This window comes from Sulfuricella sp. (assembly GCF_035531155.1).
Lineage (GTDB): Bacteria > Pseudomonadota > Gammaproteobacteria > Burkholderiales > Sulfuricellaceae > Sulfuricella.
On the sequence record NZ_DATKTK010000040.1, the window covers coordinates 66,167 to 87,409 of the forward strand.

22 protein-coding genes are annotated in these 21,243 nt (G+C 55.9%); 20 read left to right on the forward strand and 2 right to left on the reverse strand.

What is annotated here, in order from left to right; translation table 11 throughout:
- Nucleotide 1 precedes the first annotated feature (1 nt).
- Nucleotides 2-1,033, forward strand: coding sequence for a flagellar hook-length control protein FliK (locus VMV64_RS07795; RefSeq protein WP_325329387.1), 1,032 nt, complete (start codon nucleotides 2-4; stop codon nucleotides 1,031-1,033).
- Complete coding sequence (locus VMV64_RS07800) at nucleotides 1,017-1,331, forward strand: EscU/YscU/HrcU family type III secretion system export apparatus switch protein (protein WP_325329388.1); 315 nt, start codon at nucleotides 1,017-1,019, stop codon at nucleotides 1,329-1,331. The genes VMV64_RS07795 and VMV64_RS07800 overlap by 17 nt, the downstream gene beginning before the upstream one ends.
- Here VMV64_RS07800 and VMV64_RS07805 read toward each other — a convergent pair.
- Together VMV64_RS07805 and map are read right to left on the reverse strand one after the other, a co-directional pair.
- Nucleotides 1,323-3,884 carry a [protein-PII] uridylyltransferase gene (locus VMV64_RS07805; RefSeq protein WP_325329389.1) on the reverse strand — a complete coding sequence of 854 codons (2,562 nt, stop codon included), beginning with the start codon at nucleotides 3,882-3,884 and terminating at the stop codon, nucleotides 1,323-1,325. The genes VMV64_RS07800 and VMV64_RS07805 overlap by 9 nt on opposite strands.
- Nucleotides 3,885-3,889: 5 nt before the next feature.
- Complete coding sequence (gene map, locus VMV64_RS07810; RefSeq protein WP_325329390.1) at nucleotides 3,890-4,690, reverse strand: type I methionyl aminopeptidase; 801 nt, start codon at nucleotides 4,688-4,690, stop codon at nucleotides 3,890-3,892.
- A 59-nt stretch (nucleotides 4,691-4,749) separates the two neighbouring features.
- Here map and VMV64_RS07815 point away from each other — a divergent pair, with 59 nt between their 5' ends.
- The 18 genes from VMV64_RS07815 to motA all read left to right on the forward strand — a co-directional run bounded on the left by VMV64_RS07815 (nucleotide 4,750) and on the right by motA (nucleotide 21,221).
- Nucleotides 4,750-5,190: a DsrE family protein gene (locus VMV64_RS07815; protein WP_325329391.1), complete on the forward strand. Its 441-nt coding sequence runs from the start codon at nucleotides 4,750-4,752 to the stop codon at nucleotides 5,188-5,190.
- 155 nt (nucleotides 5,191-5,345) lie between these two features.
- On the forward strand, nucleotides 5,346-6,083 hold the full coding sequence (gene rpsB, locus VMV64_RS07820; RefSeq protein ID WP_325329392.1) for a 30S ribosomal protein S2: 738 nt from the start codon (nucleotides 5,346-5,348) through the stop codon (nucleotides 6,081-6,083).
- Between the two features lie 138 nt (nucleotides 6,084-6,221).
- On the forward strand, nucleotides 6,222-7,100 hold the full coding sequence (gene tsf / locus VMV64_RS07825; protein WP_325329393.1) for a translation elongation factor Ts: 879 nt from the start codon (nucleotides 6,222-6,224) through the stop codon (nucleotides 7,098-7,100).
- Nucleotides 7,101-7,105: 5 nt separating this feature from the next.
- Nucleotides 7,106-7,822 carry a UMP kinase gene (gene pyrH / locus VMV64_RS07830; RefSeq protein ID WP_325329394.1) on the forward strand — a complete coding sequence of 239 codons (717 nt, stop codon included), beginning with the start codon at nucleotides 7,106-7,108 and terminating at the stop codon, nucleotides 7,820-7,822.
- A 101-nt stretch (nucleotides 7,823-7,923) separates the two neighbouring features.
- Nucleotides 7,924-8,481 carry a ribosome recycling factor gene (frr, locus tag VMV64_RS07835; protein ID WP_325329395.1) on the forward strand — a complete coding sequence of 186 codons (558 nt, stop codon included), beginning with the start codon at nucleotides 7,924-7,926 and terminating at the stop codon, nucleotides 8,479-8,481.
- A 9-nt stretch (nucleotides 8,482-8,490) separates the two neighbouring features.
- Entirely contained in the window at nucleotides 8,491-9,246 is a 756-nt protein-coding gene (locus VMV64_RS07840; protein WP_325329396.1) for an isoprenyl transferase, read from the forward strand.
- Nucleotides 9,239-10,051, forward strand: a complete 813-nt coding sequence (locus VMV64_RS07845; protein ID WP_325329397.1) for a phosphatidate cytidylyltransferase — start codon at nucleotides 9,239-9,241, stop codon at nucleotides 10,049-10,051. The genes VMV64_RS07840 and VMV64_RS07845 overlap by 8 nt, the downstream gene beginning before the upstream one ends.
- Before the next feature lie 165 nt (nucleotides 10,052-10,216).
- A complete protein-coding gene (gene ispC, locus VMV64_RS07850) occupies nucleotides 10,217-11,410 on the forward strand; it encodes a 1-deoxy-D-xylulose-5-phosphate reductoisomerase (protein ID WP_325329398.1) in 1,194 nt (397 codons plus the stop codon).
- Nucleotides 11,407-12,774: an RIP metalloprotease RseP gene (gene rseP, locus VMV64_RS07855; protein ID WP_325329399.1), complete on the forward strand. Its 1,368-nt coding sequence runs from the start codon at nucleotides 11,407-11,409 to the stop codon at nucleotides 12,772-12,774. Before ispC ends, rseP begins: the two co-directional genes overlap by 4 nt.
- 6 nt (nucleotides 12,775-12,780) lie before the next feature.
- Entirely contained in the window at nucleotides 12,781-15,075 is a 2,295-nt protein-coding gene (gene bamA, locus VMV64_RS07860) for an outer membrane protein assembly factor BamA (RefSeq protein ID WP_325329400.1), read from the forward strand.
- Nucleotides 15,076-15,105: 30 nt separating this feature from the next.
- On the forward strand, nucleotides 15,106-15,597 hold the full coding sequence (locus VMV64_RS07865) for an OmpH family outer membrane protein (RefSeq protein WP_414718862.1): 492 nt from the start codon (nucleotides 15,106-15,108) through the stop codon (nucleotides 15,595-15,597).
- A 48-nt stretch (nucleotides 15,598-15,645) separates the two neighbouring features.
- Nucleotides 15,646-16,698 carry a UDP-3-O-(3-hydroxymyristoyl)glucosamine N-acyltransferase gene (gene lpxD, locus VMV64_RS07870; RefSeq protein WP_325329402.1) on the forward strand — a complete coding sequence of 351 codons (1,053 nt, stop codon included), beginning with the start codon at nucleotides 15,646-15,648 and terminating at the stop codon, nucleotides 16,696-16,698.
- A 1-nt stretch (nucleotide 16,699) separates the two neighbouring features.
- Complete coding sequence (gene fabZ / locus VMV64_RS07875; protein ID WP_325329416.1) at nucleotides 16,700-17,134, forward strand: 3-hydroxyacyl-ACP dehydratase FabZ; 435 nt, start codon at nucleotides 16,700-16,702, stop codon at nucleotides 17,132-17,134.
- Entirely contained in the window at nucleotides 17,135-17,905 is a 771-nt protein-coding gene (gene lpxA, locus VMV64_RS07880; protein ID WP_325329403.1) for an acyl-ACP--UDP-N-acetylglucosamine O-acyltransferase, read from the forward strand.
- A gap of 182 nt (nucleotides 17,906-18,087) precedes the next feature.
- On the forward strand, nucleotides 18,088-19,221 hold the full coding sequence (gene lpxB / locus VMV64_RS07885; RefSeq protein WP_325329404.1) for a lipid-A-disaccharide synthase: 1,134 nt from the start codon (nucleotides 18,088-18,090) through the stop codon (nucleotides 19,219-19,221).
- On the forward strand, nucleotides 19,222-19,812 hold the full coding sequence (rnhB, locus tag VMV64_RS07890) for a ribonuclease HII (RefSeq protein ID WP_325329405.1): 591 nt from the start codon (nucleotides 19,222-19,224) through the stop codon (nucleotides 19,810-19,812).
- 11 nt (nucleotides 19,813-19,823) lie between these two features.
- Nucleotides 19,824-20,279 carry a CopD family protein gene (locus tag VMV64_RS07895; RefSeq protein ID WP_325329406.1) on the forward strand — a complete coding sequence of 152 codons (456 nt, stop codon included), beginning with the start codon at nucleotides 19,824-19,826 and terminating at the stop codon, nucleotides 20,277-20,279.
- 81 nt (nucleotides 20,280-20,360) lie between these two features.
- Nucleotides 20,361-21,221: a flagellar motor stator protein MotA gene (motA, locus tag VMV64_RS07900; RefSeq protein ID WP_325329407.1), complete on the forward strand. Its 861-nt coding sequence runs from the start codon at nucleotides 20,361-20,363 to the stop codon at nucleotides 21,219-21,221.
- Nucleotides 21,222-21,243 lie beyond the last annotated feature (22 nt).

A 21,243-nucleotide genomic window follows, 5' to 3' on the forward strand; every position in this document is an offset into this window, starting at 1 on the left:
ATTGCTGATTAAAACCTCGGCGCCACCGCTCATTGAGGTGGCTCAGACTCCGCTGGAGGAACCTCTATGGGTGCCCGGTCAGCGCCTGACAGCCATGGTGCTGGCAAACCTGCCGAACGGGCGATTCCAGGTGCAAGTCGGCGATATGGCACTCGACATGAATCTGCCCCATAATACCCAACCTGGCGATCAGGTCGAACTGACCTTCGTTTCCAATCAGCCACGCCTCACCTTCGCGCTCACCCGCGATTTGCCTGCCGCGGCAGGCAACAACCTTGCGGTCGATGCCAAGCCGCAAGTCACCCTCAGCGATTCGGTGCGTTATCTCGGCGCACTGCTGCAAAAAATTTCCGACCAAGCGGAAGCTCAGGCCGCTCCGCTCAACAAGACGGCTCCGCTGCTTTCCTCTGCACCCTCCGATATCAAGGAGTTTGCTACCTCTCTGCGCAATACTTTGTCGCAGAGCGGCTTGTTCTATGAGTCGCATCAGGCGCAATGGGTCGCCGGAGAGAGGCAGCTGACGGATTTGCGGCAGGAGCCGCAGGGTAAACTCTCGGCTCTGAATCCCGGAGCGGGAGCGGAAGTTGCGCAGAAAAATGCTTCGGTATCGATGCAATCAGAGGGGCTTCTTGCGCAAAACGCCTCCAGGATGCCGGTTCATACCGAGGCTGTTGCCTTGGTTCAGCAGCAGTTGCAGACGCTCGATTCCCGTCAGATGGTATGGCAGGGACAGGTGTGGCAGGGGCAACCGATGGAATGGCGGGTGGAGGAGCGGAGCGCGCGCGAAGGGGGTGTGGGGGAAGTGGAAATGCCTCACTGGCAGACCAGCTTGCGCCTTCATCTGCCCAGGCTGGGCGATGTGCAGGCAACACTGGCGTTTATTCCGCAGGGCTTGCGCATCGATCTCAAGGCGGTGGATGCGGTTACGGCGGAAGCCATGAGAGGCGCGCAGGACAAGCTGCGCAGCTCGATGGAGGCTTCCGGCCTGAAGGTGCTGGCCATGTCGGTGGAACGGCATGAAAAAGCCGGATAACCCGCAGCTTGCGGTCGCGCTGGCTTATAGCGCCGGCAAGGCAGCGCCTCAAGTGGTGGCGAAGGGCCGCGGTTTGCTGGCCGAGGCGATCATCGAGCGCGCCAGGGATGCCGGCGTCTATGTGCACGAGTCGCCCGAACTGGTTTCGTTGTTGATGCAGGTGGATCTGGATCAGCATATTCCACCGGAGCTTTATTTCGCGGTGGCTGAATTACTTGCCTGGATTTACCATCTGGAGCATGGAAATACAGTCAATAACCCACCGCTACCGGGATATGAAAAAACTGACTTACTGTAGTTGGTGCAGCAAATCGGTTTCAAATCGCAGCACTTCTTTCGGATTTTCCAGTTCCGCACCACTAATCAAGAAGGTATCCTCGGCACGCTCACCCAGTGTTGCGATTTTTGCCGTGTGCAGGTGAATGCGGTGCTTCAGGAGTACTTGGGCGATGCGTGACAGCAAGCCGGGGCGATCGCCCGCAACGACTGACAGCACATGGTAGACCCCCTTTTCATCAGGCTTGATCGCAATTTCCGGCGTAATCGGGAAATGCTTGAGGTGGCGGCTCAGGCGCCCTTGCAACGGAGGTTCGAGTGCCTTGTCCGGAGCCAGGCGCTGTGATAATTCATATTCGATAAAGCTCAGCAAATCACGGTAATGGGCGGAGCGGTTGGCCTCGTCCAGTACCACGTAGCTGTCAAGAGCGTAGCCATGGCGGCTGGTGTGGATTTTGGCCTCGACGATATTGAAGTCGTTGCGTTCGAAAAAACTGCAAATCCTGGCGAACAGATCGTCCTTGTCCGGCGTGTAGATCATCACCTGGATGCCTTCCCCGGCGGGGCTTAAGCGCGCCCTGACAACGGGCTGTGCAGAGTTGACCTTGCCATGGAGGTTGCGGACGTGCCAGGCGATTTCCTGTGCCTCGTGCCGAAGGAAATAGCCCGGTTCCAGTTGTGACCATAGGGCCTGGTGCGCGTCTTTACCGAAGGCGTAAAGGCGGAGAATCGACAGTGCCTCGGTTTGCCGTGCCTGAAGGTGCGTCTCCAGCGGGGCGCTTCCACTCGCAAGATAACGTTGCGTTGCCCTGAACAGGTCCTCCAGCAGCTTGCCTTTCCAGCCATTCCAGACCTTCGGGCTGGTGCCTCGAATATCGGCGACGGTGAGTAAATAAAGTGCGGCGAGGTGGCGCTGGTCGCGGACCCGCTTGGCGAAGGATTCGATCACTTCGGGGTCGCTGGTATCCTGCTTTTGAGCTGTGGCTGACATGACCAGATGGTTTTCCACCAGCCAGGCGACCATGTCGGTGTTCTCCTCGCTCAGACCGTGCAGTCGGCAAAAACGGCGTGCATCCCCCGTACCCAGCGTCGAGTGGTCGCCGCCCCTTCCTTTGGCGATGTCGTGGAACAGGCCCGCCAGATAGAGCACCTCCGGGTGTTCGAAGCCGTTGATGAGTTCACTGGCCAGCGGAAATTCATGGACGAATTCCGGAACGGTGAGGCGCCGAAGGTTGCGCACCACCATCATGATGTGCTCGTCCACCGTGTAGACGTGGAATAGGTCATGCTGCATCTGGCCGACAATCCGGCCGAAGGCTGGAATGTAGCGTCCCAGGATGCCGAGCTGGTTCATCAGGCGCAGTTCGTGGGTGAGCCCGCGCGGTTGCCTGATGATTTGCATGAACAGCGCCTGATTGCTGGGCTGACGCCGGAAGGCGGCATTGACTTTCGGCGTCGAACGCCATAATGCGCGTAGTGTGGCTGCGCTCATGCCACTCATTTCGGGGTGTTGCTGTAGCAGCAGAAAGCTTTCCAGGATGATGCCCGGTTCACGCTGGAATGCGTCTGCATCGGTGATTTCGAGCAGCCCATTGCGGGCCTGGAAGTGTTCGTTGATCGGGTCAACCTGCCATGGGGCAGCAGGGGAGGCGCGTTCACGCAGATTTTTCAGCAGGATTTCGTTGAGCAGGCTGACCGCCTTGGCGGTGCGGTAATAGCGCTGCATGAGCTGTTCGCTGGCCCTGCGCTGGACTTTGTCCGAATATCCGCATTGTTCGGCAAGCAGCGCCTGGTGGTCGAACAGAAGGCGATCCTCGCGGCGCCGGGCGAGGTAGTGAAGGCGGATGCGCAGGTTTTCCAGAAAGCGTTCGTGGCTACGGATTTGACGGGCTTCCTGGGCGGTAATGATGGATTCGAGCGCCAGCTTGTTCCAGGTGTCTCCTAAACCAAGCGCGCGGCTGACCCACAGGATGACTTGCAAATCCCGCAGGCCGCCCGGGCTTTCTTTCAGGTTGGGTTCCAGGTTGTAGGCGGTATCGTGGAAGCGGGCGTGGCGTCGCTGCTGTTCCCGCAGCTTCGCCTCGAAAAAATCCTGCGCATTCAGGTTTTCCTGCACCGCAACGGTAAATCTTTGAAACAGCGCGCGGTTTCCGGCTAGGAAGCGCGCTTCGAGCAGATTGGTCTGGACCGTGATGTCCTTCGCTTCCTCCAGGCATTCGGGCAGGGTGCGCACGCTGTGGCCGACTTCCAGGCCGATGTCCCAAAGCAACCCGACGAGCTGCTCCAGCTTCTGTCCGAGCGTCTCATCCGGGTCAGCGGGGAGAAGAATCAGCAGATCGATGTCGGAGCCGGGGAAAAGCTGTTTTCGGCCGTAACCGCCAACGGCAATAAGCACGCTGGAGGAAGGTAAGGATAACTGACGCCAGATGGTCTGGAGCAGCTTGTCCACCAGCCTGCTGTGGTCCCGCAGGAGAGCGGCGGCATTGCCGTTCTCAAGATAGGCCTGGCGCAGCCCATTCCTGCCGTTCTGGAGAATTTCGCGCCAACGCGCCGTATCCAGTGGAGGGTGAGCCATCTAGGTCAGCTGATAAAATCGGGCTTCTTGGGCGATCCGGCGGACAGTGTCAAGACTTCATAACCGGTTTCGGTGACCAGAACGGTATGTTCCCATTGTGCCGACAGGCTGTGATCCTTGGTTACGATGGACCAGCCGTCACCGAGTTGGCGAATATCGCGCCGGCCGGCGTTGATCATCGGCTCGACGGTGAAGATCATGCCGGGAACCAGTTTTACGCCCGTTCCGGCCTTGCCGTAGTGTACGACCTGGGGTTCTTCGTGGAAATTTGCGCCGATTCCGTGACCGCAGAATTCGCGTACTACACTGTATCCATTGCTCTCGGCATGCTGCTGAATGACATGCCCAATGTCGCCCAGGTGGGCGCCTGGTTTGATCGCGGCGATGCCGAGCCACATGCACTCGAAGGTGATTTCACACAAACGCTTTGCCTGGATGGAGGGCTCGCCGACATAGTACATGCGGCTGCTATCCCCATGATAGCCGTCCTTGATGGTGGTGACATCGATATTGATGATGTCGCCGGGTTTGAGCTTCCTGTCGCTGGGAACGCCATGGCAAACCTGATGGTTGACGGACGTGCAAATGGATTTGGGGTAAGGGTGGTGACCGGAAGGGGCGTAATTCAGCGGGGCGGGTATGGCATGCTGCACGTTTACGGTGTAATCGTGGCAGAGCTTGTCCAACTCGTCGGTGGTGATGCCCGCCTTGACGAAGGGCCCGATATAGTCGAGGAGTTCGGCCGCCAGTTTGCCGACGATACGCATTTTTTCAATTTCTTCCGGGGTTTTGATTGTGATGGACATGGCACCGCTGATCGAATTAAATTGCGGTCAGTATATCAAATTACAGGGAGTCCCAAGATTTGGAGAAAACAATGAGGTGGATAAAAGCATTTTTGTTCTCTGTACTGTTGCTGCAAGCGGCCTTGCCGGCTGATGCCGGCGGATATTCAGCGAAGCCTGTTCACAAGGTGGTTTTTCAGGTGAGCGACAATGAACCGCAAAAGTGGTACCTCACCCTCAGCAATGCAAAAAACGTGCAGCAAGAACTGGGTATAAAGAATGTGCAAATCGAGGTAGTGGTCTACGGCCCAGGCCTGGACATGGTGTTGCTGGAAACCGAGATGGCCGAGAAAATCGATGAGGCCATTAGCAGCGGCGTGAAAATCGTGGCCTGCGAGAACACCATGATCGGCCGCAAGCTGACTCATGCCGATATGTACCCAGGAATCGGCTATGTTAAAGCGGGGGTGGTCGAGTTGATGAAACGACAGCGCGAGGGATGGGCTTATATTCGGCCTTGAGGAATGGTGGTCAGGCATGTTAGAATTGTAAGTTAAGTTTTATGGCCAATGGCTTGAAAACTTGAAACTTCGCACATCCGCTTAACGTACAGGGTGCCCGGCTAGCCGGGTGGTATCGGGCGGATGGAGGCATAACCCTTACTAGGAGCAGCAAAATGTCAGTGACCATGCGTCAGATGTTGGAAGCGGGCGTCCATTTCGGACACCAAACCCGTTACTGGAACCCCAAGATGGCGCCGTTTATTTTCGGCGACCGCAACAAGATACACATCATCAATCTGGAAAAAACCCTGCCGATGTACCAGGATGCGATGAAGTTCATGCGCAAACTGGCTTCGAACAAGGGCAGCATCCTGTTTGTCGGCACCAAGCGTCAGGCTCGTGAAATTCTCAAGGAAGAAGCAGAGCGCGCGGGTTGCCATTTCGTGAATTTCCGCTGGCTCGGCGGCATGCTGACCAACTTCAAGACGGTCAAGCAGTCCATCAAGCGTTTGCAGGAAGTGCAGACCATGCTGTCGGAAGAGAACATCGGCAAGCTGGCCAAGAAAGAAGCTTTGCTTCTTCGTCGCGAACTGGACAAGCTGGAACGCAGTCTGGGCGGGATCAAGGACATGGGCGGCCTGCCGGACATGATTTTCGTGATCGACGTCGGCCACGAGAAGGGCGCGATCACTGAAGCCAACAAGCTGGGCATTCCGGTGGTTGGCGTGGTGGATACCAATAACTCGCCGATTGGCGTGAATTACGTTATTCCCGGTAATGACGACTCGACTCAGGCCATCCGGCTGTACGTCAGGGGCGCCGCCGATGCGATTCTGGAAGGGCGTAGCCAGTCACTTCAGGAGATCGCCGGCGAGGAGTTCGTCGAGGTTGAAGAACCGGCGGCTGAGTAATCAGCCCACAAAAAAGGGGCCTTCGAGCCCCTTTTTTATGTCTGGATTTGAATTTTAATGGTGCGCGTGCTGTAAAAAGCGCTAGCTGCGCCAGTTTTAGCTGCGGCAGCTTAATATATCTTAGCAAGGAGTTTGAAAATGGCGGAAATTACCGCAAGCATGGTGAAGGACCTGCGTGAATTGACCGGCCTCGGCATGATGGAGTGCAAGAAGGCACTGGTTGAGGCGGACGGCGATATCAAGGCGGCTGAAGATGCGTTGCGCATCAAGAGCGGCGCCAAGGCCGGCAAGGCAGCCAGCCGCATTGCGGCGGAAGGCGTGGTGGCCAGCTTTATCAGTGCCGACCGCAAGACCGGTGCCCTGGTCGAAGTCAACTGCGAAACCGATTTCGTTGCCAAGAATGATGATTTCAACAACTTCGCCAAGGAAGTGGCTCAGGCCGTAGCGCAGCAGAACCCATCGGATGTCGCCGCTCTGTCCGAGATGAAGCTGGCTTCGGGCAGCGCCATTGAGGAGGCACGCCAAGGCTTGGTGATGAAGCTGGGCGAAAATATTGCGGTGCGCCGCTTTGTCCGCTTCAGTTCTGCTGGCCAAATGGCTGTCTACCTGCATGGCACCAAGATCGGCGTGCTGGTGGATTACACCGGCGGCGACGAGGTGCTGGGCAAGGATATCGCCATGCACATCGCTGCCAGCAAACCGGTTTGCGTTTCCAGGGAGCAAGTGCCTGCCGACCTGCTCGCCAAGGAACGTGAAATTTATACTGCCCAGGCGGCCGAAAGCGGCAAGCCTGCCAACATCGTCGAGAAGATGGTGGAAGGCCGGGTTGCCAAGTATCTCGCCGAGGTGACCCTGGTTGGTCAGCCCTTCGTCAAGAATCCCGACATGACTGTGGAAAAGCTGCTGGCCTCCAAAGGTGCCCAGGTTAATGCCTTCCAGATGTTCGTGGTGGGCGAGGGTATCGAGAAGCGTAGCACCGATTTCGCCGCTGAAGTGGCGGCTGCCGCAAAGGTGTAATGTCTATGGCTACCCCCAAGTACAAACGCATTCTGCTCAAGCTTTCTGGCGAAGCGCTGATGGGCGATGACAGCTACGGTATCAACCGTGATGTGATCGAGCGCATTGTTTCCGAAATCGGCGATGTGACGCGACTTGGGGTGGAAGTCGCGGTAGTGATCGGAGGCGGTAATATTTTCCGTGGCGTGGCCCCCGCAGCTGCGCGAATGGATCGTGTCACCGCCGACTACATGGGCATGCTGGCCACCGTGATGAACGCACTCGCACTGCAGGATGCCATGCGGCGCGCCGGCCTCATCGCGCGGGTGCAATCGGCGCTGACCATCGAACAGGTGGCGGAACCCTATATTCGCGGCAAGGCGCTACGCTATCTGGAAGAAGGCAAGGTCGTGATTTTCGGTGCGGGCACCGGCAATCCATTCTTTACCACCGACACCGCCGCCGCTCTGCGCGCCTCCGAGATGGAGGCGCAAGTGGTGCTGAAGGCGACCAAGGTGGATGGCGTTTATACGGCGGATCCGAAGACTAATCCGGAGGCAACACGCTATGACCGTATCAGCTTCGACGAGGCAATTGCCAAAAACCTCAAGGTCATGGATGCCACCGCGCTGGCGCTGTGCCGCGATCAGAAAATGCCGCTGTGCGTGTTCAGCATTTTCAAGCATGGCGCGTTGAAACGCGTAGTGCTGGGCGAAGATGAAGGAACGCTGGTTGAGTGTTAGTTATGTAGGGTGGGCACCTTTTTTGTGCCCACGCGGTGTACCGAGTTTATTTCCGCGTGGGCAAAAGAGCGTTGCCCACCCTACCAGGAAGGATTCTTGACATGATTGCAGACGTAAAAAAATCAGCCGAGCAAAGAATGCAGAAGAGCCTGGAGGCTCTGAAGGTGGACTTGGGTAAGGTGCGCACCGGGCGCGCTCATACCGGGATACTCGATCACGTGATGGTCGATTACTACGGTTCTCCAGTACCGATCAACTCGGTTGCCAACATTAACTTGATCGATTCGCGCAACATCGGTGTGACGCCATGGGAAAAGAAAATGGTGGGCGCTGTCGAGAAAGCGATTCGCGACTCCGACCTGGGCCTTAATCCCTCCAGCCAGGGCGATCTGATTCGGGTTCCGACGCCGGCGCTGACGGAAGAGCGTCGCAGGGAATTGATCAAGGTCGTCAAGAACGAGGCGGAAAACGCCAAAGTGGCCGTGCGCAATGTGCGCCGCGACGCCAATGGAACGCTCAAGGACCTGCTGAAAGATAAAGCGATCAGCGAGGATGATGAGCGTCGCTCCCAGGAAGAGATCCAGAAGCTGACTGACCGGTATATTGCTGAAGTCGATAAGGTCCTTCAAGCCAAGGAAACCGATCTGATGGCAATCTAGAGGCGCGAAGTGGCCCTGTTTACCAGCTCCACTCGCAACATCCCCGAAACCGGGGAGGTGCCGCAACATATCGCCATCATCATGGATGGCAACGGCAGGTGGGCCAAGAAGCGCCTCATGCCGCGCATCGCCGGTCACAAGCGCGGCGTTGAAATCGTCAGAACCACCGTAAAGGCCTGTTCCGAACTTGGGGTCGAATATCTGACGCTGTTCGCCTTCAGCAGCGAAAACTGGCGCCGCCCGGCAGAGGAAGTCTCGTTTCTGATGCAACTGTTCATGCTCGCCCTCGAACGGGAAGTCGCCAAACTCCATAACAACAACATCCGGCTGAAAGTGATCGGCGACCGTTCCCGTTTTGAGGGCAAACTGGTCGAGATGATCGCTCGTGCTGAATCCCTCACGCAAAACAACACCGGGTTGACTCTGACCATCGCCGCCAATTACGGCGGTCGTTGGGATCTGGTTCAGGCCACACACAGGATGCTGGAAGCCAATCCTGACTGTGGCCAGACTTTCAAGGAAGAGGATCTGGAGCCCTATCTTTCCACCAGTTATGCGCCGGAGCCGGATCTGTTCATCCGCACCGGCGGGGAGCAGCGCATCAGCAACTTCATGCTTTGGCAGTTGGCCTATGCCGAGCTGTATTTTACCGATACCTTGTGGCCGGATTTCAATACCATGGCCTTGAAGCGCGCGATCAAGTCCTTCCAGCAAAGAGAGCGCCGCTTCGGACGCACCAGCGAGCAACTCAAAAAAAATGCTTAAGGTACGCGTTCTGACCGTTCTGCTGCTGTTGCCTTTATTTTTAGCCGCACTGTTTCTTCTTCCGAAAACGGGTTGGGCGCTGCTGATGCTGGGGGTGGTGCTGATCGGCGCCCGTGAGTGGTCGAAAATTTCCGCTTTTTCAGGTTTTCAGGGCTGGGTTTATGTGCTGCTGACGCTATTCATCGGTCTGGCGCTGCTGCCCGAATCTTCCCGTTCAGCCAATTTGGTGTTGTACGGCGTGGCCTTTCTTTTCTGGACTCTCCTGGTTCCGCTGTGGCTGCGCAATCAATGGCGTGCCCGGCAATGGCCGATAATGGCGCTGATCGGTTGGATTGTTTTGATTCCCACCTGGCTTGCCCTGGTGGAGTTACGAACCTTCGGTCCCGAACTGCTTTTGGGTCTGCTGGCGGTGGTCTGGGTCGCCGATACCGCCGCCTACTTTGCCGGCCGAAAATTTGGCCGGCACAAGCTCGCTCCGGCGATCAGCCCGGGTAAAACCTGGGAGGGTGTCGCCGGCGCATTTTTGGGCGTTACCTTGTATGGATTGGCGTGGGGGATGTGGAACAGCCTCTCCGCACCGTTCAATTCCGGCCTGTGGCAGGGAATACTGTTACTGTGGTTGCTGACGTTGTTCAGCATCCTGGGGGATTTGTTCGAATCCTGGATGAAGCGCGTGGCGGGGCTCAAGGATAGCGGTCGGATTCTTCCCGGCCATGGCGGCGTGCTCGACCGCATCGATGCCCTGACGGCGGCGCTACCGCTGGCCGCTTTCGGTTTGTTGCTCAAGAATTATTACGCATTTTGACTTATGAAAAAAACATTCAGCCACGGATTAGCACGGATAAACACGGATTATCAATGAGTGAACTTCATCATCTTGCTCGCCTCCACGGTGAATGATGCATTTTCCACAACGCTATGTTTTATCCGTGTTCATCCGGGGCTAACCGGTTTTCCTTGATTTAAGCAGATGCCAAAAATTCAAAATATTACCGTGCTCGGTTCGACCGGAACGATCGGCATGAATACCCTGGATGTCGTTGCGCGCCATGCCGAGCGTTTCCGTGTCGTGGCGCTGACCGCGAATCGTCAGATTGAACGCCTGTTTGAGCAATGTCGGCAATTCCTGCCCGATTACGCGGTCATGCTGGATCCGGATTGCGCCGAGGTATTGCAGGGCAGGATCAGGCTGGCTGGCCTCGATGTCGAGGTGCTTAGCGGCATTGAGGCGCTGGAAAAGGTGGCGTCGCTACCCCAGGTGGACAGTGTGATGGCGGCGATTGTCGGCAGCGCCGGGTTGCGCCCCTCGCTAGCCGCAGCCAAGGCGGGCAAGCGCATTCTGCTGGCCAACAAGGAAACGCTGGTGATGTCGGGCAGCGTTTTCATGGATGCGGTCAGGCAACACAAAGCCACTTTATTGCCTATCGACAGCGAGCATAATGCGATTTTCCAGTCGCTGCCGAGAGATTTTTCCAGTGATCTGGAAACCTCGGGGGTCAAGCGCATCTTGCTCACCGCTTCGGGCGGACCTTTCCGTACCGTGCCGTTGTGCGACCTGGATAATGTGACGCCGCAGCAGGCTTGCGCCCACCCGAACTGGGTCATGGGGCGGAAAATCTCCGTGGATTCGGCGACCATGATGAACAAGGGCCTGGAAGTCATTGAGGCGCACTGGCTGTTCAACGCCGACGCGGATAAAATCCAGGTGGTGATTCATCCCCAGAGTGTGATTCATTCCATGGTGGAGTATATTGATGGCTCGGTGCTGGCGCAGCTGGGCAACCCTGATATGCGCACGCCGATTGCTTATGCGCTGGGCTTTCCCGAGCGGATCGATGCAGGGGTTTCCTCGCTGGATCTGTTCAAGATCGCGCGTCTCGATTTCGAGGCGCCGGACACCGTTCGTTTTCCCTGTCTGGATCTGGCCTACCAGGCTTTGCGGCAAGGAGGCACGACTCCCGCCACCTTGAATGCGGCGAACGAAGTGGCGGTAGATGCATTTCTCGAGGAACGCATTCCTTTCAAACTGATTCCTGCCATGATCGAAAGCGTGCTGGAAAAAAATAGTTCTAAACCGGTCTTGGCACTGGAAGATGTGATCGAGGCAGATGCCGAGGCGCGCGAATCGGCACGGGAGTGGATGCGCGTGATGGGATACACATGAGCCTGTTGTTCACCCTTGCTGCATTTGCCGTGACGCTCGGCATTCTGATCGTTGTTCACGAATACGGCCATTACATCGTGGCGCGCTGGTCCGGTGTCCGGGTACTACGTTTTTCCGTAGGTTTCGGCAAGCCGCTCGTCACCAAAAAATTTGCGCCGGACGGCACGGAATGGGTGTTGGCCGCCTTCCCGCTGGGCGGCTACGTCAAGATGCTGGACGAGCGGGAAGGGCCGGTTGAGCCTGCCGATGTGCCCTATGCCTTCAATAGCCAATCCATTTATCGCCGCATTGCCATCGTGCTGGCCGGGCCGGTCGCGAACCTCATTCTTGCCGTGCTGTTGTACTGGTTCCTGTTTGTTTACGGCGTACCTGGCATCAAGCCGATTCTGGGTGAGGTGCCGTTTGCCACCCCCGCCGCAGCTTCGTCTTTTCATCGCGGCGATACGATTATCCGGATCGGCGACGAGCCGGCCGCGACCTGGCAGGATGTGAGCTGGATATTGCTACAGCACGCCGTTCAGAAATCCGTTGTGGAAATTGAAACCCGCAACGAGCGCGGCGAAATCGCTACGCATCAGCTTGACTTGAGTGGCTTGTCATCCGACGAGCTGGACAATGATTTCATGGGAAAGCTTGGGTTAATGCGCTTCCAGCCCGACTTGCCGGCAAAGATCGGCAAGGTTTTGCCGGACGGTGTTGCAGCCAAGGCTGGCCTGAGGGTCGGGGATGAAATCCTTTCCGTGAACCAGACTCCGCTCGATCATTGGCAAGAACTCGTGCAATGGGTCAGGCAAAATCCCGGTCTGCCTCTGACGATGGACATAAAAAGAGGCGGCGACTATTTCCAGGTAAAAGTGACTCCCGATCCAGTAAAGGAAAATGGACATTCCTCCGTAGGCAAGATAGGCGCGTCGCCGATGGTGGATCCGGCCTTATTTAAAAAACTGGTTACGGAAGTGCGTTATCCCATCGGCAAGGCCTTTGTGCAGGCGCTGCGGAAAACACGGGATACGTCATTGTTCAGCCTGAAAATGCTGGGCAAGATGGCCACTGGCCAGGTTTCCTGGAAGAATATCAGCGGCCCGATCACCATCGCCGATTATGCCGGCCAATCCGCACGCTTCGGCTGGGTGCCCTACATCAGCTTTCTGGCGCTGATCAGCATCAGTCTCGGAGTGCTCAATTTATTGCCCATCCCCTTATTGGATGGGGGGCATTTGATGTATTATATGGTCGAAATGATCAAGGGGAGCCCCGTTTCCGAGAAAACCATGGAAATTGGGCAGCAGATCGGTATTGCGATCCTGCTGACATTAATGCTTTTCGCTTTTTATAACGATATTAACCGTCTGGTTGTTGGCTAAACAATAATGAAATTAAAACTCCTGCCGATGTTGTTGATGAGCTTGTATGGTGCTTCTGCCTGGGCGATTCAACCATTTGTCATCAAGGATATTCGGGTCGAGGGAATCCAGCGTACAGAGGCCGGGACGGTATTCAGCTACCTTCCGGTCAAGGTGGGCGAAAAACTGGACGACGAGAAAGCCGCTGCGGCCATCAAGGCATTGTATGGAACCGGTTTTTTCAAGGATGTGCGGCTGGAAGTTGAAAACGATGTGTTGATCGTCATGGTGCAGGAACGTCCGTCGATTTCCCAAATCGATTTCATAGGACTCAAGGAATTCGACAAAAAGCAGCTTGTGGATGGGTTGAAACAAGTCGGGCTGGCCGAGGGCCGGATTTTCGACAAATCCCTGCTGGACAAGGCTGAGCAGGAACTTAAACGGCAATATCTCAGCCGCGGCAAATATGCGGTTGCGATTACCACCACCGTAACGCCGCTGGAGCGCAACCGCACCGCCATCAGCTTCAATATCAGCGAAGGCGAAGTGGCGAAAATCCAGCAGATCAACATAGTTGGCAACCAGGCTTTCCCGGAGAAGGACCTCCTCGATCTGTTCGTGCTTTCCACGCCCGGATGGATGACCTGGTGGAGCAAGAACGATCAGTATTCCAAGCAGAAACTGGCTGCGGACATCGAAACGCTGCGCTCCCATTATCTGAACCGCGGTTATCTCGAATTCAATCTGGATTCCACACAGGTATCCATTGCCCCCGACAAGCAATCCATCTATATCACCATCAACATCACCGAAGGCCGGAAATATACCGTTTCCGACATCAAGCTGGCGGGGGAAATGCTGGTGCCTGAAGAGGAGCTGCGCAAGCTGATCAAGATTCAGCCGGGCGATGTCTTCTCGCGGGAAAAGCTGACCGAAAGCACCAAGTTGATCGGTGATCGCCTGGGCAAGGATGGCTATGCGTTTGCCAACGTCAATGCGGTTCCGGAACTCAACAAGGAAAAGCAGGAGGCGAAATTCACCTTCTTCATCGACCCGGGTCGGCGGGTTTATGTGCGGCGCATCAACGTAACCGGCAACACAAAAACGCGGGACGAAGTCGTCCGCCGCGAGATGCGCCAGATGGAAGGTGCCTGGTACGCTTCCGATAAAGTCACCCGGTCACGCGAACGGGTTGACCGCTTGGGATATTTTTCCGATGTCAACGTCGAAACGCCGGCTGTTGCCGGCACGACCGACCAGGTGGACATGAACGTCAGCGTGACGGAAAAACCCACGGGTAGCATCATGGCGGGTGCGGGTTTTTCCAGTTCGGAAGGCTTCATTCTTAGTGGCTCCATTTCACAGGCCAACGTGTTCGGCAGCGGTAACATGCTTTCAACGCAGATCAACACCGGCAAGATCAATACGGTGTATTCGCTGTCCTACACCAACCCTTACTATACTGACGATGGCATCAGTCGCGGCTTCGACATCTTCAGGCGCAAAACGAACTCCTACTCCTTGGCGGTTTCCAGGTACGATTCCGATACCGTAGGCGGCGGGGTGCGTTTTGGCGTGCCGCTGAACGAAAAGGATACGGTCAATTTCGGTTTGTCGATCGAGAGAACCCAATTAAGGGTGTATACCGATCCCGCTGCTGGAGCAGTCAGTCCTCCGCGTTATGTGGATTATGTCAAAGAATTTGGCGACACCAATACCACATTGCGTGGGGATGCCGGCTGGGCAAGGGATACTCGTGACAGTATTATCTACCCGACAAAAGGCAGCCTGCAAAGGGCATTTACCGAGGTGGGGCTGCCCGGCGGGGACATTAAGTATTACAAGCTTTCCTATCAGCATCAATGGCTCAGGCCTTTGATTCAGGATTTCACCCTGATGTTAAACGGCGAAGCCGGGTATGGCAACGGTTACGGCGGGAAACCGTTGCCCTTCTTCAAAAGCTTCTTCGCTGGCGGCAATACTTCGGTGCGTGGTTTCAAGTCCTTTTCGCTCGGGCCTAAAGACATCGATGGCAATGCGCTGGGTGGCAATCGTCGTCTGGTGGGCAATGCAGAGGTGCTGTTTCCGTTCCCAGGCATGAAAAAGGACAAGTCGCTGCGCTTGAGCGTTTTTGTCGATGGCGGTACGGTGTTCGGCAAGGAAGACAAGATGAGTTTCAGCGACATGCGTTATTCCACCGGTCTTGCCGTTAGCTGGCAGTCGCCGATGGGGCCGATGAAATTCAGCATTGCCGCGCCGCTCAATTCCAAGGAAACAGATCGATTGGAGCGGTTCCAGTTTATTTTGGGTTCCACGTTTTAATCGCGATTTCAGGAGATCAAGTTGAACAAGATTATTGCTGTTGTACTTGCTGCCACCCTGTTGCCGATTGCGGCAGGGGTATCTGCCGCCGAAACGAAGATCGGCTTCGTCAATACCGAGCGGGTTTTTCGGGAAGCGGCCCCGGCTATGAAGGCACAGAAAAAACTCGAGAAGGAATTCGCCGTACGCGAGCAGGAACTGCAAAAAATGGCGAAACAGGCCAAGGAATTGCAGGCTCATCTGGAGCGGGAAGGCGTGACGATCAGTGAATCGGATCGACGCAACAAGGAGCGCGACCTCGCCAATCTGAATCGCGATTTCCAGCGTGCCCAACGGGAGTTCCGGGAAGACCTCAATCTGAGGCGAAACGAGGAACTGGGCGCCGTGCATGATCGTGCCAGAAAAACGATCATGGAGATTGCCGAGAAAGAAAAATTCGATCTGGTGTTGGAAGAAGCGGTATATTTCAGTCCGCGGATCGACATCACCGATAGGGTGTTGAAGGCTTTGGCCGATAAATAAGGCTTTTTTGCCGATGCGCATAGCAGGCGCCTTTCCTCGGTTGATTCCATGACTCTGACTAATTCTGGCTATACGCTGGGTGCTATCGTCGAACGGTTTGGCGGCGAACTGGTTGGCGATGCGGAGGTCGTGGTCAAGCAGGTCGCACCGCTGTCCTCCGCCCTATCCTGGCACATCAGCTTTCTCTCCAATCCAAAATATCGCCGGCAACTGCAAAACTGCAGGGCAGGCGCTGTGATCATGGGTATTGCGGAGCGCGAGGCGACAAACCTGCCGCGTATCTTGAGCGACAATCCTTATGCCTATTTTGCCAAGGTTTCCGCTTTGCTCAATCCCCGGCATGCGGAGGCACCCGGCATCCACTCAACCGCGATCGTCGATCAAACTGCAACCATTCCGGCCTCAGCCACAATCGGGGCATACGCGTTTGTCGGAGCGGGTGTGAAAATCGGTGAACACACGGTCATCGGGTCCGGTTGTCACCTCGGCGAGGGGGTCGAGGTCGGGGATGACTCACTGTTTCACCCGCAAGTGGTGGTCTACCCTGGCTGCGTCATCGGAAAACGCGCCATCCTGCATTCGGGCGCGGTGATCGGAGCGGATGGATTTGGCATTGCCATGGAAAAAGGATGCTGGATCAAGGTTCCGCAAATCGGTCGGGTGGTTATTGGAGATGATGTTGAAATAGGCGCCAATACCACGGTTGACCGGGGAGCCCTGGACGACACCATTATCGAGGACGGCGTCAAGCTGGATAACCAGATTCAAGTCGCGCATAACGTGCATATCGGCGCTCATACCGCGATAGCGGGTTGCGTCGGGATCGCCGGCAGCGCAAAAATAGGAAAATATTGCACGGTAGGGGGTAGCGGAATGATTCTGGGGCACCTTGAGATTGCTGATCGGGTCAACATTTCCGCCGGCACTCTGGTCACCAAATCGATCGCCAAAGCGGGGACGTATACCTCCGTGATGCCATTTTCTGCGCATCAGGACTGGCTCAAGAATGCCGCTCATCTGCGCCATCTGGATAAAATGGCGGAGAAGTTGAGCGAGCTGGAGAAGAAAATCAGCGAACTGGAAAGGAAGAAGCTTGAATAGCATGGATATCCACGAAATATTGCAGTACTTGCCGCACCGCTACCCCTTTCTGCTGGTTGACCGCGTTGTCTCATGCGAACCGGGGAAGAGTATCGTGGCGCTGAAAAACGTGACGATTAATGAGCCCTTTTTTGTCGGCCATTTCCCGCACCATCCGGTCATGCCAGGCGTGCTTATCATCGAAGCGCTGGCCCAGACGGCGGCGATTCTGTCATTCAAGACAATGGGTACCCGTCCTGACGACAAGTCCGTGTATTACTTTGTCGGCATCGACGGTGCGCGCTTCAAGAAACCCGTCTCTGCCGGAGATCAGCTGACGCTCGAGGTGGAGATTGTCCGGTCGGTCAAGGGTATCTGGAAATACGCGGCGCGTGCCAAGGTCGATGGTGCCGTGGTGGCCGTAGCAGAGCTGATGTGCACGCTGAAAGTCCTGTAAATGATTCACCCGACAGCAATCGTTCATGAGGGTGCCAGGCTGGCCACCGATGTCAGTGTAGGGCCTTATTCGATTATCGGCGAGCATGTCGAAATCGGCGCCGGAACATCGATCGGCCCGCACGTGGTGATCAATGGCCACACCCGGATCGGCAAAGACAACAGGATTTTCCAATTTTCGTCTCTGGGAGAGATGCCGCAGGACAAAAAATACCAGGGAGAAGAAACCCGCCTGGAAATTGGCGACCGCAATGTCATTCGGGAATTCTGCACGTTCAACCGGGGTACTTCGCAGGACGTGGGTGTGACGCGGGTGGGTGACGACAACTGGATCATGGCTTATGTGCATCTGGCGCATGACTGCCAGATCGGCAATCACACCATCTTTGCCAATAACGCCCAGCTGGCGGGTCACGTGCAAGTCGGAGATTACGCCATTCTCGGCGGCTTTACCGTGGTGCACCAGTTTTGCCATATCGGCGGGCACAGCATTACCGGGATGGGCACCATCCTGTTCAAGGATGTTCCCCCCTATGTCACAGCGGCCGGTCATGAAGCGCAGCCTCATGGTATCAACTCGGAAGGGCTGAAGCGCAGGGGGTTCTCCAGCGAAGCCATATTGGCGATCAAGCGTGCGTACAAGACGCTATACAAATCTGGGCTTACCCTGGAGCAGGCGAAGCTGGCTCTGGCCGAGCAGGCACATGCATGCCCCGAAATTCAGATTTTGACCGATTTCCTCGCCCATTCCACGCGCGGCATCATTCGTTAATCCTGAAAAAAAGCTTTTAACCACGAATTTACACGAATTAAACACGAATGTTCACGAATAATCCGTTAGTTAGCTTGGCTAGCCTGATTCACTGTTTGGCGACAATGATTGTTTCTAATTATTCGTGTTTATTCGTGAACATTCGTGTCATTCGTGGTTAATCGCCATTTTAAGGTTGGTTCATGAAAGTCGGAATTGTAGCGGGCGAAGCCTCAGGTGATTTGCTGGGCGCCCACCTGGTTAAAGCGCTGAAGAACCGTGTTCCAGGTGTCGAATTTGTGGGTATCGGCGGGCCAAAAATGCAGGCTGCCGGCGTAAATTCACTGTTTCCCATGGAAAAGCTGGCCGTTCGTGGCTATGTCGAGGTGCTACGGCATTATCGGGAAATCGTCAAAATCCGGCACAAGCTGCTGCGCCATTTCGTGGAAAATCCGCCAGACGTGTTCATCGGGGTGGATGCGCCCGACTTCAATCTCGACCTTGAACTCGGGTTGAAGAAGAAGGGAATCCCCACCGTCCATTATGTCAGTCCGTCGATCTGGGCCTGGCGCGGCGAGCGCATTCACAAGATTGCGCGGGCTGTGTCCCATATGCTGGTGTTGTTCCCATTCGAGAAGAAAATCTATGATGCAGCGGGCATCCCGGCTACTTATGTCGGCCATCCATCGGCTGATATGCTGCCGGAAAAACCCAACCGGATTGCCGCGCGCGAACAGCTAAGACTACCCCAGAACGATCAATTCATCGCGCTTTTGCCCGGCAGTCGGCAGAGCGAAGTTCATTACATGGCTAAGCTGTTTGTGCAGACTGCGCGCATGATTGCCGCCGTCAGTCCCCATGTGCATTTCCTGGTGCCGCTGCTGAGCCGGGAAACGCGCAATATATTCGAGGCTGAACTGTATCGCGCGGGGGGCGGCGACTTGCCGCTAACGATATTGTTCGGCCATGCCCATGACGCCATGACTGCCGCGGACGCGGTGCTGGTGGCCTCGGGTACCGCGACGCTGGAAGCGGCTTTGCTGAAATGCCCGATGGTGATCACGTACAAAATGTCGCCCTTGACCTGGCGCATGATGCAGCGCAAAAAATACCTGCCCTATGTCGGGTTGCCGAATATTCTTGCAGGACGCTTCATTGTTCCGGAACTGCTGCAGGATGACGCCACGCCGGAAAACCTGTCCCAGGCAGTGCTGAACTTGGTCAATGATGGGCCGGTCAGGGAAAAGTTGACCCGCGCCTTCTCCAGGTTGCATCTCGATCTCAAGCAAAATACCGCAGAAAGGGCAGTGGATGCCATTCTGCCGTTTTTGACATAAATGAGCACTCATTCGAACTGGCTCATTTGCGGTGTTGACGAGGCAGGCAGGGGGCCTTTGGCCGGGGCGGTTTACGCCGCTGCGGTGATTCTCGATGTGGAGCGGCCGATTGAAGGGTTGGCCGACTCGAAAAAATTGAGCGAGAAAAAGCGCGAGTATCTGGCGGAGCAAATCAGGGAGCGTGCTCTGGCTTGGGCCGTTGCCCGGGCCGAAGCCGAGGAAATTGACAGCATCAACATCCTTCAGGCAAGCCTGCTCGCCATGCGGCGCGCGGTTGAAAAGCTGTCACCTGTTCCATCGGAGGCGCTGATCGATGGCCTGCATTGCCCCAAACTGGCCATGCCCTGTCGTGCTATCGTCAAGGGCGACAGTAGCGTGGCAGAAATTTCGGCAGCCTCCATCTTGGCCAAAACCGCACGGGATGCGGAAATGCTTCGACTGCATCTGGAATATCCGCAATATGGCTTTGACCGGCATAAAGGCTATCCGACCGCAATGCACCTTGAAGCTTTGCGGCGCCATGGCGCAAGCGAAATTCACCGCAGAAGCTTTGCGCCGGTTAAATTGGCGATTGCCCACAAATTAATATGACAGGAGAAGCCATGGCTTTCGCCATTTTTTTACATGTGCTGGGTGTGGTTATTTGGGTAGGCGGCATGTACTTTGCGCATCAGATGTTGCGCCCGGTTGCCGCCGATCTGCTCGCTCCGCCTCAGCGGCTGCCATTGTGGGCGGGGGTGTTCGGGCGTTTTTTCCCCATGGTGTGGATGGCAGTGGCGCTAATCCTGTTCAGTGGCCTGTATATGATCATGCTTCTGGGAGGATTCAAGGCCATCGCATTGAGCGTTCACGCCATGTTCGGGATCGGGCTGGTGATGATGCTGGTTTTCTGCTTCGTTTATTTTATGCCCTATGGCAAACTGGTGCGCGCCGTCGCCGTCCAGGAATGGAAGCAGGCCGGCGATGCGCTGGCGATAATCCGCAAGCTGATCGGCTTCAATCTGATTCTGGGGTTGATCAATATTGCCGTTGCCGCCATCAGTCGCATTGCATTCTGAGAAGAACACTATTTAGCATATGTTATTGCAATCCAGCTGGCCTGTGATTGAACCGTTTTTTGTCGTGGAGCAGCAAACAAGATGCTTGTAATTATCGGTTACCTGGTTGTTTCTGCTTCGGTCTTCGGCGGCTTCGCGCTTGCCGGTGGTCACCTTGCCGCACTGCTTCAGCCAATAGAATTGTTGATGATCGGTGGCGCGGCGGGAGGAGCATTTCTTGTCGGCAACTCCGGGAAAGTGATCAAGGCGACCCTGAATGCCTTGCCGACCGTTCTCAAGGGATCGAAGTACAGCAAGGCGCTGTATCTGGAGCTGTTCGCCCTGCTCTATGAAATCCTGGCCAAGGTGCGCAAGGAAGGGCTGATGGCGATCGAATCCGATGTCGATGCGCCGCATGAAAGCCCGGTGTTTTCCAAATATCCCAAAATCATCAGCGACCACCATGTCGTCGAATTTCTCACCGATTATTTACGCATCATGGTGGGCGGCAACCTCAACGCGTTCGAAATCGAAAATCTGATGGACAACGAAATCGAGACTCACCACCACGAGGGCGAAGTTCCGGCTCAGGTGGTCGCCAAAATGGGCGATGCCATGCCCGCCTTCGGTATTGTGGCGGCGGTGATGGGTGTGGTGCACACCATGGAATCGGTCGGTATCCCACCCGCTGAATTGGGTATCTTGATCGCCCACGCCCTGGTTGGTACCTTTCTGGGTATTCTCCTCGCCTACGGTTTTGTCGGCCCGCTGTCCACGCTGCTGGAGCAGAAGCACAACGAATCGACCAAGCTGTTTCAGTGCATCAAGGTGACCTTGCTGGCCAGCCTGAATGGCTATGCGCCACAGGTCGCCGTTGAATTCGGGCGCAAGGTGCTGTATTCCACCGAGCGGCCTACCTTCTTGGAACTGGAAGAATACGTCAAGCAAAGCAAATCTAGATGACCTTTCGCATGTCAGCAGCGGT

Bases quoted from the DNA above. Each gene is read 5' to 3' on its own strand.
- VMV64_RS07800 (WP_325329388.1), top strand. From the start codon at position 1,017: ATGAAAAAGCCGGATAACCCGCAGCTTGCGGTCGCGCTGGCTTATAGC.
- VMV64_RS07805 (WP_325329389.1), bottom strand. From the start codon at position 3,884: ATGGCTCACCCTCCACTGGATACGGCGCGTTGGCGCGAAATTCTCCAG.
- map (WP_325329390.1), bottom strand. From the start codon at position 4,690: ATGTCCATCACAATCAAAACCCCGGAAGAAATTGAAAAAATGCGTATC.
- rpsB (WP_325329392.1), top strand. From the start codon at position 5,346: ATGTCAGTGACCATGCGTCAGATGTTGGAAGCGGGCGTCCATTTCGGA.
- tsf (WP_325329393.1), top strand. From the start codon at position 6,222: ATGGCGGAAATTACCGCAAGCATGGTGAAGGACCTGCGTGAATTGACC.
- pyrH (WP_325329394.1), top strand. From the start codon at position 7,106: ATGGCTACCCCCAAGTACAAACGCATTCTGCTCAAGCTTTCTGGCGAA.
- frr (WP_325329395.1), top strand. From the start codon at position 7,924: ATGATTGCAGACGTAAAAAAATCAGCCGAGCAAAGAATGCAGAAGAGC.
- VMV64_RS07845 (WP_325329397.1), top strand. From the start codon at position 9,239: ATGCTTAAGGTACGCGTTCTGACCGTTCTGCTGCTGTTGCCTTTATTT.
- ispC (WP_325329398.1), top strand. From the start codon at position 10,217: ATGCCAAAAATTCAAAATATTACCGTGCTCGGTTCGACCGGAACGATC.
- rseP (WP_325329399.1), top strand. From the start codon at position 11,407: ATGAGCCTGTTGTTCACCCTTGCTGCATTTGCCGTGACGCTCGGCATT.
- bamA (WP_325329400.1), top strand. From the start codon at position 12,781: ATGAAATTAAAACTCCTGCCGATGTTGTTGATGAGCTTGTATGGTGCT.
- lpxD (WP_325329402.1), top strand. From the start codon at position 15,646: ATGACTCTGACTAATTCTGGCTATACGCTGGGTGCTATCGTCGAACGG.
- fabZ (WP_325329416.1), top strand. From the start codon at position 16,700: ATGGATATCCACGAAATATTGCAGTACTTGCCGCACCGCTACCCCTTT.
- lpxA (WP_325329403.1), top strand. From the start codon at position 17,135: ATGATTCACCCGACAGCAATCGTTCATGAGGGTGCCAGGCTGGCCACC.
- lpxB (WP_325329404.1), top strand. From the start codon at position 18,088: ATGAAAGTCGGAATTGTAGCGGGCGAAGCCTCAGGTGATTTGCTGGGC.
- rnhB (WP_325329405.1), top strand. From the start codon at position 19,222: ATGAGCACTCATTCGAACTGGCTCATTTGCGGTGTTGACGAGGCAGGC.
- VMV64_RS07895 (WP_325329406.1), top strand. From the start codon at position 19,824: ATGGCTTTCGCCATTTTTTTACATGTGCTGGGTGTGGTTATTTGGGTA.
- motA (WP_325329407.1), top strand. From the start codon at position 20,361: ATGCTTGTAATTATCGGTTACCTGGTTGTTTCTGCTTCGGTCTTCGGC.